This window comes from Pseudofrankia sp. DC12 (assembly GCF_000966285.1).
Classification (GTDB): Bacteria; Actinomycetota; Actinomycetes; order Frankiales; family Frankiaceae; genus Pseudofrankia.
The window spans coordinates 1,236,251-1,251,635 of record NZ_KQ031391.1 but is presented as its reverse complement, the minus strand read 5'-3'; the positions used below and the strand labels follow the sequence as shown (position 1 = coordinate 1,251,635).

Sequence of the window (15,385 nt, the reverse complement as noted above, 5' to 3'; positions counted from 1 at the left end):
AGCGACGCCCCGATAGGATGATCGCGATGGTGTCGAGGGGCTGGATGGTGGATGGGCGTACGGGAGCGGTTGACGGTGGAGGACCGCGAGGTCATCTCGCGGGAGTTGAGTCAGGAGCGTTCGGCTCGGTATATCGCCGCTGTGCTCGGTCGTCATCATTCGGGGATCTCCCGGGAGATCGAGCGTAACGGCGGTGCCGCGGCGTATCGGGCGGTGGATGCGCAGGCACGGTGTGATCTGATGTGCGCCCGCCCGAAGGAACGGAAACTCGTCGCGTCGAAGGAGCTGCACGACGCGGTGAACACCGGCCTGGTCGAGAAGTGGTCGCCGAAGCAGATCAGCGAGAGACTGCGCACGGACTTTCCCGACGACGAGAGCATGCGCGTGAGCCACGAAACAATCTACGAGTGCCTCTACCTCCAGGCGCGCGGCGAGCTGCGGACGGAACTGAAGATCGCGCTGCGTAAGGGCCGGGCCAGGCGGGTCAACCGGTCGCGCAGCACCCTGACCAGGGGCGGGATCGTCGGCATGGTCAACATCAGCGAGCGGCCGAAGGAGGCCGAGGACCGCGCCGTCCCCGGTTTCTGGGAGGGCGACCTGATCATCGGGAAGGGCAACAAGTCGCAGATCGCCACGCTGGTCGAGCGCACGACCCGGTTCGTGATGTTGGTGCGAATACCGTACGACCGTAACGCCGACAAGGTCGCCTACCTGCTGGGCAAGAAGATGGAGACCCTGCCCGAGTTCATGCGGAACTCGGTGACCTGGGACCAGGGAAAGGAGATGGCCCGGCACGCCGATTTCACCGTCCGCACCGGTATTCCCGTGTATTTCTGCGACCCGCACTCACCGTGGCAGCGCGGCTCGAACGAGAACACCAACGGGTTGCTGCGCCAGTACTTCCCGAAGGGCACAGACCTGTCCTTGCACACGCAGGAAGAACTTGATATGGTGGCCACGCAGCTGAATGGGCGGCCACGGCAGACGCTCAAATGGGCGACGCCGCTCGAGGTCTTTACCGAGCTGCTGGAAAGTCATGTGTCGCCATGACCGCTTGATTCCGCCCAGTGACGCCGAAGACGATGATACGCTTCTCGGCGCAGCGCGGCAGCACGTAGTTCGGTAAAATGGGACTCTGGATGTATGAGCGATACAATTCCCTGGGCGGCAGATGAGCGCCAAGTGTGATCTATGAAGCATCGATAAAGATCGGTTCTTAGGCCGGCCAGCGTGGGCCTATCAATCGAACTTCCAAGATGTGCGGATATCCCTGCCTGCTCGGAGCGCTGGTCGAGATACCATAGCTCCGATGCGGGCGACGCAAAGGCCTGCACGCGGCGTTTCTTTTTGGCCTGTTCGGAGGCCTGAGCGTCGAGCTCCCACCACGGATCGGATTCTGCTAGCACGCCTGCCTCGTCCCAGTCTGGCCGGACCCACGGTGGGTTCCCGACCTGGAGGTCGAAGCCGCCCTTGGTGAAGACCTGGGGGAACTCCAGCTCCCAGTGGAAGAAGCCTTGGGCTTCGGCGATCTGGGCGGCGACCGTCAGCCAGGGGTGGCGGGCCAGCGCCTCGTCGATGGGGAGGGCGCCGGCGAAGCCGAGGTCGAGTTCTTCGGCGTCGTCGAGGCCGTTCCAGGTGTGGTCGGCCGTGAGAGTGGTCTGGCCGCGCTTCTCGGCCGCCACACCGCTGCGGTCGATCGCGGCCACGCCGAGCAGGGCTTCGAGGCCGGCGAGCCAGGCATTCCAGTCAGGCGGCGGAGTGTCGGTCGTGAGCGGCCAGGACCACAGGGCGCACCAGACATCCATGGCCCGGCGCAACCGCCTATAGGCGCTGCCCTCGTCGTGCAGCACCCTCTCTACCTGGTCTCGGCTGACTGACGTCCCTTCAGCCTTTTCCTGGTCGGCGGTGTCCTGGCTGGAGTGGCCGGACGGCGCCCCGGCCGGCTTGGCGTGGCCCCAGATCTCGGCGTCGCGACGGACGCCGACCTCGGCCAGCTCGATCCGCCGGCGGGCCAGGTCCCACAGCGTCTCGACCCGGGTCGCGAGCCGCGCGAGCCGTTTGCTGGTTTGTGCATCCGGGCTACCGAGAACCCCCGAGCGCCATTTACGCAGTTCTTCGCGCTTTTCGGGCGCGTAGATCTTGGCTTCGGCGGTGTCGACGACGGCGCCCCAGCCGGCGGCGGGCAGCAGGAAATGGTGGATTCCGGCACCGACCGATGGCACGAACCCCGGCGCGGTTGGGTCGTGCAGACCGACGTCCTTGGGGACGGTCGTCAGCCACGCCTTTTTCTTGAGCAGGCTCGGGTCGTAGACGGCGCGCCGAGCGCCGATCAAGCTGTTGCCGCGACGCAGATGTAGGCCGAACCAGGGCGCCGCGAGCCCGGCCTGCATCGTGTCCAGCCACAGGGAGACCTCGGCCAGCTCGACCGCCGTCGCGTTGAGGTCGACCCCGTAGACCTGGTGCAGCGCGAGGTAGGCCTTCACGCGCTGTAGCTCGGCCGGGTAATCCTCGGCCGGGATACGAACCCCGGCCTCGTCCTGGGCGCGGCGGAGATATTCGGCGGCGAGCTGGCGGACCGCCTCAATGGCGAACGCGCCGGAGCCGAGTGCCGGCTCGCAGATCGTCATCCGCAGGATCTCGGCGGCCTTCGTCGTCGCACCGTCCTGGTCGAGCAGCTCGGCCAGCGCGTGGTGGACGACGGAGCGGGTAAGCGACTCGGGCGTGTAGAAGGAGGCGGACTGCTGACGTTCGCGACCGGCGAGGCGGAAAACGAAGGAGCCGCGTCGGTGCAGCACTGGCTTCGGCTCGCCGGTGTGCTCGTCCTTCTCCCGGACCAGGGAGCTGGTGAGGACGGTGTCGTTGTGGACCCGGTCGGCGGGGACCAGCCAGGTGCCGCCGGACGGGTCGCCGCCCTTCGCGACCTCGTACAGGTCGGTGTCCGCGATCATGCCGGACCAGGACATCAGGCCTTCGTACACGGCGCCGAGCTGGTTGATGCCCAGCTCGCCGTAGGCGATGAAGCCGCGATCCTCGTTCTTCTTCACAGGGGTGAGCAGCAAGTGGCTCAGCACCTGCTGAAGCGCCTCGTTGCCGAGACCGACCTCGTCGATCAGCGCGGTCGCCGCCGGGGCGAACAGGTCCGAACGCAGCGCCTGGAACACCAACTGGTCGCCAGCGGTCCCGTCGGCCTCGTTGCCGTCAGCCGTCTCGCTGTCGTCGGAGTCGTCCGGACTCGCGAAACCGTCGATCTCCGCGTTCCGCGGAACGGCACGCCGGGGGTCAAAGCCCTCGTCGACGAGCCGGAACAGCAGCGCGAGCGAGGAATAGAGGTGGGTGCCGTTCCGCGAGCGATCACCGGACAGGTCGGTGAGGATCAGGTCGCGCAGCCGGTCGAGGCCGTAGCCGGCCTGGTATTCGGGCGCGCCGACGGGCAGCACCTCCAGCTGCGGAGACGCCTCGGCGTACAGCAGGAACAGGATCCGGTAGAGGAACCGCAGCGCCTGACGGGCCAGGTCCTGACCGAGCCCGGGAACGCCAAGCACCGGCACACCGCGAGCCGCCCGCCGGGCAACAACGTCGTTCGCGATGATCGAGATCGACAGTCGCACCCCGGTGCGCAGCCCAGCGGAGACGCCGACGGTGTGCTGGACCGACTTCTCCAGCAGGCCGAGCCATGGGGCCTGGCCGTCCTCGGCCGGCAGCAGCAGGTCGGGGCCGAGCATCGCGGCCGCGTGCTCCAGCTCGCCGGCGCGTTTCGTGTCGCGCCGGTCCACGACGACGCCGAGGTCGACGGCGAGCCAGCGGCCCTCGGCCCAGCGGGCCCGCTCGACGAGCAGCACCCAGCGGCCGGCCTGAATGAGGATGAACGGCGGCGCATCGTCTGTAAGGAAGATTGTCGAGACAGTCTTCGCCAGTGCGGGCTGGGGCTTGCCGTCGACCGTCGCCGGGTCGATCAGTACGCCGGTCTCCGGGTCGAGCAGCTCCTCGACGGCGGAGACGGGCCGGGCCTCGACGACGATCAGCGCGGTTCCCGTCGGCGACGGGTGGACGACGGCGGCGGGTAGCCGCACCTCGTCGCCGGACCGGTCCGACGCCCAAAGACTGGGGTCACGGTCGAGCAGCAGGGCCCGGCGGACCTCGCGATGGGTCTCGCGGACCGTGTCGTCGGAGCTGTCCTCCCCGAGGGCGCCGAACCGGCGGGCCAGCGGGGTCGCCGCGTCGCGCAGCGCGGATCGGGCGCTCGGGTGGCCGGCGCTCTCGGTCTCGTCCCAGCGGTCCCGTAGCGCCAGCACCTCGGCGAGGAACGTGCCGCTGCGCCCGTCCGAGGTCAGGTAGTGCTCGGAGATCCACGACTCGCCGACGACGACGGCGTCAAAGCTTGGCATCAGTCCAGCTCTCCCGAGGGCACGGGGATGACGACGGCGAGTGGCCGGAGCAGCCGCTGGCTCGCCTTCAGCGACAGTGCGATCTCCTCTTCCAGACTGACCCGCTTGGCGAGGCGGCGGACCTTGGCGCGGGCGGCGCCGCTGAGCGACAGTTCGAGCTGCTCGGCCTGGGCGCGCCAGCGCAGCTGCCGGCTCGACCAGGCGTGCAGGCGGCGGTCGAGGTCGGCGTGCTGGGTCTGCTCGGCGAGGTCGAGGGCGGCGGTGGCCGCGTCGATCGCCGCGGGGACCAACGCGGCCAGCTCGTCGGTGACGTCCGCGGCCCCTGCGTTCACCGGATCGCTGTCGCTCAGCCCGGTGCCCTCGAACAGTTCGAGGCCATCGACGACGTGGGCGAGCGGCAGATCGGCGCGGCCGGTCGGGAACTCGACGGAGACCATCTGCCGGGTGACGACCTGGCCGCGCTGGTTCATCAGCATCGCTAGGACCAGGACCCGTGGGGAGTCGACCGGTCCGTGGACGAGCGGGACCTCGTTGCGGCCTGACGCGGCGAGGACCTTGTCCGCCGCCCAGTCGAGGACAGGGTGCAGCGGGGAAAGGAAGTGCGCCTCCGGCCAGGTCGAGCTGTGCGGCGGCAGCACCTCGCGGACCGTGACCGCATCACCCTTGGCCGCCTTCGCCGGCCGGCCACCGCCGCGTTTCGGAGTGGCGGCGATGCCCTCGCGGGCAGCACGCAGGGCGTCGAGCGCCATCTCGGGCGCTGTGGCGAGCACCAGCTGGTGGCGGACGCCGCGCTCCGTGACGTAGGAGGCAGGCAGCGCGTCAAGGCGGGTCCGCAGATCGCGCGGTGGGGTCATCGAGACCAACGCCGCGCCCTGGTGGACCGTCCAACCGACCCCGCCGCTGCCAGGCGGAGCGCCCCGGTCCTCGTTGGGCGGGCGGGTCGGCTGGTCATAGACCTCGGCGAGCGCGTCCTGCAGAAAGGCGAGATCGGTCGGGTAGAGCGACTCACGCGGCCGGGTCGGCGGTGGCGTCGGGAGCTCGGCGGTCGCAGCGGCGGCGACGAAGTCGGTGTCGAACTCGTCGCCGAACATCGCCATCAGGTTTTCGTCGTCGCCGGCCGTGGCGGTCGGGTCAGGGATGAGGTCGTCGAGGTCGCGGTGGCGGGCGAGCGCCTCGCGGATCGCGTCCGCCTCGGCGGTCGGCGAGTGCAGATGCATCAAGGTCGCCGCGTCGCCGAGGGTCGTGTGCGCCAGGTGCTCCTTGGCGAGCAGCTTCTCCAGGACACGGACATCGCCGCTGAAATGCTCGTCCGACGGGGTCAGCGCCAGCGCGGCGATCTGCGGCGGGTGCTGCTGGCCGTAGCGGTCGATCCGGCCGTTGCGCTGCTCGATGCGGATCAGCGACCAGGGGATGTCGACGTGGACCAGGTGGTGGCATTGGGCGTGCAGGTTGACGCCTTCGCTCGCGACGTCGCCGGTGACGAGGATCCGGATGGGGCTGGCGGCGGTCTTGAAGTCGTCGACGATGCGTTCCTGCTCGACGTCCGGTAGCGCGCCGTGCATGACGGCGACCTGGTCGCGGGTCAGGCCGAGCAGTGGCGCCAGGTTGGCCGCGAGCCAGTTGAGGGTGGCGACTCGTTCGGCGAAGAGCACCGCTCGTGTCGACGATCCAGGGCCGACGCCGGACCTGCGCAGGTAGTCGGCGAGAACGGTCAACTTGCCGTTGGTCTTCGTGGCCTGTGGCGTCGACGCGGTTTCGGTCAGGTCGCGCAGCCGTTCGAGGGCCTGACGTTCCCGTTCGGTGTCGCGGTCGGTCAGACCGCTGATCCGCTTCAGTCGAGCCTCGGTCGTTTCCAGCAATGCGGCCGGGGACGACAGGAACGCCTTCGCCAGTGTCCATGGGAACAGGGCCGCGCCCTTTCCCGAGACCGGGGGCGTCGTGTCGCCGCGGGGGTAGAGCCAGGTCTGCGACAGCTCGGTGGCGATCGCGTCTTCGGCCGGCGACGGCGTGACCGGGATGACGAGGGGCTCCGGGCGAAGCGCCCAGTCCGCGCCGACCTCGGCGGCGACCTCCGGGGAGTTGCGGTGCCGGCGGACGAACAGGCGGGTGACGTCCTGGACGTCGTACTCGCCGTCCGGGCCGACCGCTGTCGGGTCGAGCAGACGCAGTAGCTCGGCGAACGAGTCCTTCTTGCCGTTGTGCGGAGTAGCCGAGGCGAGGATCAGCGCCTCCGCGTTCGGCGCGAGCACTCGGGCCAGCTCGTTGTTCAGTGTGCCGACGTTCGTCAGGTTGTGGGACTCGTCGATGACGACGACGTCCCAGCGGTGTTTCTCCAGGAACGAGCGGTACCTCGGCGACTTGAGCGTGTCGATCGAGACGATGATCCGCCGGTAGAACGTGAACGGATTGCGGTTCGCGGGCAGCTTCTGACGGACCCGCTGCAACCCGTCCGAGTCGAGGCGGACCAGCGGCAGGCCGAACCGGCACCACAGCTCATGCTGCATCTGCTCCAGCACGTGGCGCGGTGTGACGACCAGGACCCGGTCAGCGCGGCCCCGTCTCGTCAGCTCGGCAAGCAGCATTCCGATCTCAAGCGTCTTCCCGAGCCCGACCGCGTCGGCGATCAGCACCCGAGGCCGCAGGTTCTCCGGCGCCAGCGCGTGCGCGACCGCCTGGCGCTGGTAGTCCAGTCGATTGATCAGCATCCCGTCGGACACCGTGAGCGCCGGATCCCCGAACGGCATCGGCGTGCGGCGCAGCGTCGCCTCCAGCCACAGCCGGGTCCGCCGATGCTTCGGCGAGGCGTCCGGACGTAAGGCAGCCTCACGCGGGTCGAGCAGCGTGATGTCCCGGTCGAGCGCGGTGAAGAAGGTTGCGGTGGTCTCCCGGACCAGCTCGCTCAGGCCGACGACATCCAGTCGCCAGTCCCCGTCCGCGGTACGGTCAGCCCGCTCGGCTGCGGTGACCAGCCACTCCTCATCCCGCGCAACGACCACCGATCCCGGCGCAAACGTGACCATGCCCCCGCCAACCCCCCTGGCTCCAGGCGATCCGCCCATCAGGGGCGAGCGGTGAGCATACCGTCAGCGAGTTGATATATCTCCCGATGGGCGCGCCAGTCGCCCACACCGCCCGGCGCCAGACCAACCAGCACAATTCCGGCACCTACGGCACCTACCCCCGTTAGACGGCGGCGGCTGCCGGTAGGGCGTGGGGGCTGGCAGGGAGGTGGGATGCCAGGTCGCGGATGGCGGGAAGTCCGGCCCAGCCGGGAGTGGCTATGAGGCGGCGGTAGATCGCCGTCGCGCGGATCGTGGTGCGGCCGTGATCGTTTCCCGCTGCCACGCGCAAGGCATCCGTGACTGCGCCTGCGGCCTGTTCCGGGTCGGGCGCCGGGCGCCGTAGGAAGGCTCGGGCGAGCGCAAGCTGGGACCCGGCTGCCTGGACATGGCGGCCGGAATCCGCCACGAGCTGAAGCGATGTCCGGGCATGCTGTTCGGCTTCGTCGCCGCGTCCGAGATAGCTGAGCGTGATCGCACTGAAGGCCTCATAGAACTCTTGGCTGGCCACGTTCGGCCCGGGAAGCGACGCGCCGTCCCAAACGGTGTCATGCAACGTCCCGAGCGCGGCCATCGCACCATCGGCGTGGCCAAGTTGCGCCAATGCGCGCGCCAGGCAGCCGGCGAGAAGGGGCGCTACATAGGGATGGGCGCCAGCCTGTCCCTGCTGGGCCAAAGCTGCGGACCGGCCGAAGTCACCTGAAAAGAAGGCGCATGAGGAGCGCATGACGGCGACCGAACCCGAGAGCAGGCTGTCGCCTGCGGCGTTGGCATGTTGGGCGGCGAGGACGAGGAATGTGAGTGCGGTTTGTTCGTCGCCCATGTCGAAGGCGAGTTGGCCGCGGTAGTAGGCGTATTGGCCGGCGACGAGTTCGAGGTCGGTGCGGCTGGTTCCGGTGACGCGAGTTTCCAGGAGTGCTTCGGCGTTGTCCCAGGCGCGTTCGATCGGTCCGACGAGTTCGGCGTGCGGCGTCAGGGCATAGCGGGTCGTGAGCTGGTGGATGCCGTGCTGGAGCTGGGCCAGCGTCAACGGGTCGGGCGTGGAGGCGGCGATCGCGCGGGAGATGCCTGCGGCCCGGGTGACGGGGTCGATGAGGGAGCCGGTGGCGGTGAGCAGGACACCGGCGCCCAACAGGTCACGGCGACGCGAGGAACCCACCTCCTCGGACGGAGCTGAACCGGTCTGCTCATGGTCACTCGCGGACGCAGCCACGGCCACCCCTTCGGCAGTGAGGGATCGGTCACGCACCGGCGCATCTGGCGGAGCGAGCAGAACCTCGGCGTCGGTGGCGAACATGGTTTCCAGGACGCGACGAGACGCCGGATGTGGCAGCGAGGGCAGCCGACCGCCGACCCAGCGGGTGGCCTGCCGCCGGCTGATCGTGTGGTCTTCGCCGTCCGGCCCGGATTGGCGGCCTGCTTTGTTGAAGGCGCGGACGAAGTCGTCGACGGTCCACCGCTTCTGGCGGATGAGCTGGGCGAGCAGGGTCCGCGCAGTGGGAGCAGGGGGCATGCCGCACCTCTCGGGCCATGAGGCAACCAGACATCTCGCATGATCCGGACCTGCCGGTCATCTGTCACGTCACCACCACGCCGCGTGTCGAAACGTCACCAAGGAGGCTCAGACCCCGCCCCTGGGCGTCACTGAAACGGCGCGGACCCGTGCCGACGGCGTCTCCAGGACGGCCCGGTGTCGTCGCCGCGGCGGGTCGTCGGCGCGGGGTCCGTCGAGTCCCTTGGGAAGCCTGAACGAGTCGCTGTCGACGGCCCGGCCAGCCGCGTCATGGTGGCCGCGGCCCCCGGGGTCGGCCGGCCCCCACAACCCCGGCCCCGGGGAGCCGTAACCCACGCCTGGACGGGAGGCCTCGCATGCACGTGATGCTCGATCTCGACGGCACCACCACCGGCCCTGTCACCCTCGACCTCGAACCCCTCGACCTGCCCGCCCGCCCAGGCGTCCTGCTCGACGGCCACGCCCGCCACCATGCCGGCGGCGACACGGGTGTCGTGTTCGTCCCCGCCCATCCCTACCCACCCGAGAACAAAGCCCGATCCCTCGCCACGGCCGGCGATGCCCGGGTCCTGGTCGTCTGCCCCAGGCTCGTCTCCCCGGCCCGCACCTTTCTCGCCCTCGCCATCGCCCGCCTGATCGCCCAGCAGCGGACCATCGACGAGGCTGCCCACGCCCCGGTGATCACCTGCGGCGCCCGTCCCCACTGCACCTGGGAAGCCGGCGCGATCACCGTCCCTCACCTGGTCTCGGTCGTCACCCCGGACGCGATCCAGCTACGCGTCGTGTGGGAGCTCACCGACCATCGCCGCACCGCAGCCTGGCGCGACCGGCCTGACCCGGCCGATCTCGAACCCCTCGCTGTCGCGGCATGACGCCGACCCGACCGGCGAGACGTCCTCCGTCGCTGGAACCCTCCCGGGCACGGCGCTCTGCCCGGGGGCACGGCTGTGGACAACCGGACACGGGCGCCCACGTCCGTACGTATCGTCATGCAGTTAGGTTCTGACCATGATCAGGAGCAATGTGGAGCCTCGAAATGGTCGCTGACCTGCAGTAATTGGCAGCGACGTCCAGCCCAGCCCGACTCTAGGGGTTCACTGCGGAGCAGACGCCGTGGTCGAGATTCAAGACTGGCATCGGTGGCAGATGACCGTCTTGTCGGTGCTGGATGGTATGCCGGTGGCGTGAGCGGCGTTCAGCACCTGTCGATGCGGGTTCCGTGGCGGGATCGTCCTTGGGATCAATATGTCTGTGACGACCCACGGGGGAACTCGTCGTGTGTGCTTCTGAGCAACATCGGTCCGAAGCGGGACGATGCTTATGAAGTCGAGCATGCGTCTGCCGGCATCGACTCGCTCGACCAGGGTCGCCTGCCGTGCCTGAGTGAGCGTGCGACGTTCATGTCGCCCGTCGGGTACACGGTGACGAAGACGCATCCGTTCGCCTGGAACCAGGCGTACAAGGGCGCGATCCATCCAACCGATGTATCGCTTCCGGGCTACGCGTTCGAGGCGGTGCCGTTCCGCTGGCTCAACCGGAAGATGCTGGCTGACGAGGTCGGTCACGGCCGCGTGCGAGCCTTCAACCCGACCGCGGAAGACCAGGTTGATGAGGCGACGGGCTACGGCGATGCGGCCTGGGTGATGGACGGGAACAACCAGCGGGCGGTCATCGAGGCGTTCTTCGAGCCCGTGACGGTGGGTCACTCGCTGGTCGTCATCTACCTGAAGCATTCACCGCTGCAGGAGCTGCGTACAGACCGGCTGCTGGTCGGAGCCGCGCGCGTCACCCGGGTGACGCTTCCGCCGATGTACAACCAGTCGCCGACCGCGCCGTTCCTGTCGTCGATGTGGGAGACGGTCGTCGAGCACAGCCTGCGGCCCGGCATGACCGACGGCATTCTGCTGCCCTACCAGCGGCTGGTACCACTCCTCGATGACGGTGTGGATGTCACCGGAGCCCTCGCCTGGGCTCCCGAAAGGCGCGGCACCGAGTTCTCGTACGTGACGGAGCACCTGTCGGATGACGCCGCAATCGAGGCGCTCGCCTCACTCGAACGGGCCGCCCGGGGTATGCGGGCGCTCGGGGTGGAGGTTCCGGACGCGTCGCTGGACTGGATCGCGACCCAGGCCGAGCGGCTGTGGCAGATACGTGGCCCCGTTCCTGGTCTCGCCGCCATCTTCAGTGAACTCGGCGTGGCCCAGCCCTATGCCGCTGCCCGGGCGGTCGTCGGGCATGTTGGCGAGTCCGATCCCTGGCCGCTCCTCGAGAAGATCTTCGCTGATCCCGCTGCTACGCCCGACCAGCTCAGGTCGCACCTGCCCCGCCCTATCGGCAGAATCTGGAGCAAGCAGCCGGCCGAGCGCCAGGCCGCGTTGCGGCTGCTCTCGGCGTTCGACATCACGCCCGACCAGGTGAGGACCATCATGGCCGGAGAGACGGACGTCGGCTTCGAACTCAATCAGCTGCTGGACAACCCATACCTCGCGGCGACTTGCACCTACGGGACGCCCGATCACGTGCCCTTCACGACAGTGGACCGGGCCCTGTACCCGCCGACGCACGTCAGCTGGACAGCACCGGTCCCGGCCGAGGTGCGGCGAGACGGGCCGTTGAACAGGCCACGCGTCGAAGCGTTGCTCGCCGATGTACTGGAGCAGCAGGGTGCCCAGGGCGACACACTGGTCCCGGCGGACGAGACTGTGGACCTGGCAAACGCGCGCAGCTTGGACCAGCTAGGCAACCTCACCAGCACGATCATCCTGGGTCTCGACCTGGATCACGATTCGGCCGTCGCGTGGCCCGACTGGTCGCCGTTGACCAGCGTGTCCCTGGCGGACGGCTCCCCGGCCTACAAGCTCGTCCGCCATGAGGAAACGTCGCAGACGATCCGCGACTGGATTGCGGTCCAAAAGCGGCGCACGCGGCTGGGCGACCTGTCGGACGCTCGCGCCGTGCTGGACGCGGCCCTCGACCGCAACCAGCTTGTCACCGTCTCATCCGGTGGTGCGGACGACGAGCTGGAGGACCGTGCCCGTACCGAGAAGACCGCCGGCCTGTCGATCCTCCACGATTCGGCCCTGTCGGTGCTCATCGGGCCCGCCGGCACCGGAAAGACCACACTGCTGCGGGCGCTTGTGGAATATCCCGGGGTCGCCGCCGATGGCGTGCTGCTGCTCGCGCCGACAGGCAAGGCGCGGGTCCAGCTGGAGACGAAGGTCGAGTTGCCGGCGATGACTCTCGCCAGCTATTTGACCCTCTCGGGCCGCTACGAGGGCGAAACCGGCCGCTACCGGGTCCTGGGCAACGACGGCCGACGCCGGAGCTATGGCCTCGTCGTGATCGACGAGGCCTCCATGCTCACCGAAGAGATGCTTGCCGCGACCCTCGATGCCTTCACCGGCGTCCGCCGCCTCGTGCTCGTCGGCGACCCGCACCAGCTGCCGCCGATCGGAGCCGGCCGGCCGTTCGCCGATCTCGTCAACAAACTGCGGCCCGCAGAATTCGTCAACTGGGCACGGGTCGCACCCGGCTACGTCGAACTGCAGGTACCCAGGCGGCAGCTACCCGACGGCAGACACGGCACCCGCCACGACCTGGAACTCGCGGCCTGGTTCGGCGACGGCACCCGCGGCGCCGGCGACGAGGCCATCTGGACCGAGCTCGCCACCACCCCGGACCTGCCGACCGTGCGCTACGAGCCCTGGGGCGAGCGCACCGCGGTCCAAGCGCTGACCGACACGATGCGCGAGGAACTCCCGCTCGACACCCACCCGAAGCCCGACTGGGCCTTCGCGCTGACCTACGGGGCATCGGTCAACGGGCAGTACCTCAACTGGGAGCCCGGCGCCGGACGCCAGGCCGAGCGCTGGCAGATCCTGTCGCCGACCCGGTCACGCCCGTTCGGCACGGTCGAGCTCAACCGGCACATCAAGCGGGTCTACCGCGCGGACGACCTCCGGTTCGCCCAGCGCACCTTCACCTCCAACATCCCGGCACCCATCGGCCCCGAGATGATCATCCGTGGCGACAAGGTCATGCAGACGACCAACCGGCGCCACAAGGCCTACCCACCGACTGGCGGGCTCAACTACGTCGCGAACGGCGAGATCGGCGTTGGCATTGGCCGCGTCACTCCGAGCAAGACTCGGCGGAAGAAGGGGCTACGGCTCAACGTCGAGTTCTCTTCCCAGCCAGGGTTCCAGTACGGCTACTGGCCGACCGACGGCGATGATGTCGACCTGGAGCTGGCGTGGGCGGTCACGGTGCACAAGTCGCAGGGCTCCGAGTTCGGCACCACCTTCCTGGTCCTCCCGGCGCACGCCCACGTCTCCCGCGAGCTGATGTACACCGCGCTGACCCGGCAGAAGGACAGGGTCGTCATCCTGCACGAGGGATCTCTCGCAGACCTGCGTGACCTCGCCCAGCCCTGGCGCTCCGAAACCGCCCGCCGGCTCACCGACCTGTTCACGGCCCCGGAACCGTTCACCCTCCAGATCCGGGGCGAGGCGCGCCGGTACGACCGCAAGCTCCTGCACGTCTCGGCGAACGGCACCCCTATGGCCTCGAAGAACGAGGTCATCATCGCCGGGCTTCTCGACGGCCTCGTCCCCGGCCAATGGCAGTATGAGCAGCCCTACACAGGTAGGGACGGCCGCCAGGTGCTGCCAGACTTCACTATCGCCGCCGACGACGGCCGCACCGTCTTCTGGGAGCACGCTGGCATGCTTGACCTGCCTGATTACGCCCGGAAGTGGGAGAAGAAGAAGGCCTGGTACGCCGCGAACGGGATCCTTCCGCACGCCGATGGCGGAGGCCAGAACGGAACCCTGCTGATTACCGACGACCTCCGCGGAGCCGATGCCCAGGCTTGGCGCGCGCTCGCTGCCGAGGTACTTGGCGTCGGCCATGCCTCGCCGGTCCGAGGCGCTAGCGGTCGGCGGTTCGCTACAAAGAGAACGGCCAGCAGGCGGCAATCCGGCCAATAGCTAGACGCGCAGACACCCCGTCGCTGTCAGAAGCTCCAGTGGAGTCCACGGACGTGGTGTACGGGGTGTGATCGTCTGACGACTCGCCGTGTGTGACGGTGCGTGACGTTGGACGGCCATCGCGTGATCCTCACGAGAAAGCCTGCGAAAGCGACTCGATGAGGAGAGATACGCGATGGCCGTGCGTCCGACTGTGACCGACTCGGAGGGGTTCGGCAAGGAGCTGTTGACGGCGAGTCCTGATCTGTTGGGTTCGATGGTGAAGGCGTTCGCGGAGGCGTTGATGAACGCCGAGGTGGATGAGATCTGTAATGCGGAATATGGCGAGGTATCTCCGGAACGTGTCAATCGCCGGAATGGTTACCGGGATCGGGCGTGGGACACGAGGGCCGGGACGATCGAGTTGGCGGTTCCGCGGCTGCGGCAGGGCTCGTATTTTCCGGAGTGGTTGTTGACGCGGCGCCGGCGTGCGGAGCAGGCGCTGATCTCGGTTGTCGCGACGTCCTATCTGCTCGGTGTCTCGACGCGTCGGGTCGACAAGCTCGTCGAGCAGCTCGGCGTCGCCCACATCTCGAAGTCCCAGGTATCGGAGCTCGCGCGGCATCTCGACGCCCAGGTCGAGGCGTTCCGTTCCCGGCCGTTGGACGGCGGGCCGTACCGGTTCGTGCAGGCGGACGCGTTGACGATGAAGGTCCGCGAGGACGGCCGAGTGATCAACGTGCACTGCCTGCTCGCGGTCGGTGTCAACGGCGACGGGCACCGCGAGATCCTCGGCCTCGACGTCGTGAGCAGCGAGGACGGTGCCGGCTGGCTGGCGTTCTTCCGCGGCCTGGTCGCCCGCGGCCTGACGGGCGTTCGCCTCGTCACGTCCGACGCCCACGCCGGCCTCGTCGCCGCGATCGGCGCGACCCTGCCCGGCGCGTCCTGGCAGCGCTGCCGCACGCACTACCTGCGCGACCTGCTGACGTTCACCCCGAAAAGCTCACAGCCCTGGGTCGCCACGCTGGTAAGAACGATCTTCGACCAGGCCGGCGCGACCGAGGTGAACGCACAGTTCGACCGGGCCGTCGAGGCTCTTTCCGAGAAGCTACCCCGCGCCGCGACCCACCTGGAGGAAGCGAAAGCCGACGTGCTCGCGTTCACGACCTATCCCCGAGAGATCTGGCGGCAGATCTGGTCGTCGAACCCGCAGGAACGGCTGAACAAGGAGATCCGCCGGCGCACCGACGTCGTCGGTATCTTCCCGAACCGCGACGCGATCATTCGTCTCGTCGGCGCGGTCCTCGCCGAACAGCACGACGAATGGATCGAGACCCACCGCTACTTCGGACTGGAAATCCTCGCCAAAACCGATCCAGCCGAAACCGCCGCCGACACACCCGAGATCAGCGTGACCACCGACGCCCTCGCCGCATAACCTGCACCCAGGATCACGCGACG

Annotated in this window: 7 protein-coding genes; 4 read left to right on the top strand and 3 right to left on the bottom strand. The window is 68.6% G+C overall.

Annotated elements, in window-relative coordinates; translation table 11 throughout:
* The first annotated feature begins 51 nt into the window (after nt 1-51).
* Nucleotides 52-1,050, top strand: coding sequence for an IS30 family transposase (locus tag FRADC12_RS05165; RefSeq protein ID WP_045875091.1), 999 nt, complete (start codon nt 52-54; stop codon nt 1,048-1,050).
* Here FRADC12_RS05165 and FRADC12_RS05160 read toward each other — a convergent pair.
* From FRADC12_RS05160 to FRADC12_RS05150, 3 genes are all read right to left on the bottom strand, one after another.
* Nucleotides 1,035-4,385: an Eco57I restriction-modification methylase domain-containing protein gene (locus tag FRADC12_RS05160; RefSeq protein ID WP_232303624.1), complete on the bottom strand. Its 3,351-nt coding sequence runs from the start codon at nt 4,383-4,385 to the stop codon at nt 1,035-1,037. The genes FRADC12_RS05165 and FRADC12_RS05160 overlap by 16 nt on opposite strands.
* Entirely contained in the window at nt 4,385-7,405 is a 3,021-nt protein-coding gene (locus FRADC12_RS05155; RefSeq protein ID WP_045875776.1) for a helicase-related protein, read from the bottom strand. The genes FRADC12_RS05160 and FRADC12_RS05155 overlap by 1 nt, the downstream gene beginning before the upstream one ends.
* A gap of 163 nt (nt 7,406-7,568) precedes the next feature.
* Nucleotides 7,569-8,957, bottom strand: a complete 1,389-nt coding sequence (locus FRADC12_RS05150; protein ID WP_045875775.1) for an NsdA family TPR-like regulatory protein — start codon at nt 8,955-8,957, stop codon at nt 7,569-7,571.
* Nucleotides 8,958-9,313: 356 nt separating this feature from the next.
* Here FRADC12_RS05150 and FRADC12_RS05145 point away from each other — a divergent pair, with 356 nt between their 5' ends.
* The 3 genes from FRADC12_RS05145 (at nt 9,314) to FRADC12_RS05135 (ending at nt 15,362) form a co-directional block, all read left to right on the top strand.
* Nucleotides 9,314-9,829 (top strand): hypothetical protein, encoded by a 516-nt coding sequence (locus tag FRADC12_RS05145; RefSeq protein ID WP_045875774.1) that lies wholly within the window; start codon nt 9,314-9,316, stop codon nt 9,827-9,829.
* Nucleotides 9,830-10,357: 528 nt separating this feature from the next.
* Nucleotides 10,358-13,945: an AAA family ATPase gene (locus tag FRADC12_RS05140; RefSeq protein WP_198152775.1), complete on the top strand. Its 3,588-nt coding sequence runs from the start codon at nt 10,358-10,360 to the stop codon at nt 13,943-13,945.
* A 175-nt stretch (nt 13,946-14,120) separates the two neighbouring features.
* Nucleotides 14,121-15,362, top strand: coding sequence for an IS256 family transposase (locus tag FRADC12_RS05135; RefSeq protein WP_045875773.1), 1,242 nt, complete (start codon nt 14,121-14,123; stop codon nt 15,360-15,362).
* Nucleotides 15,363-15,385: the final 23 nt, after the last annotated feature.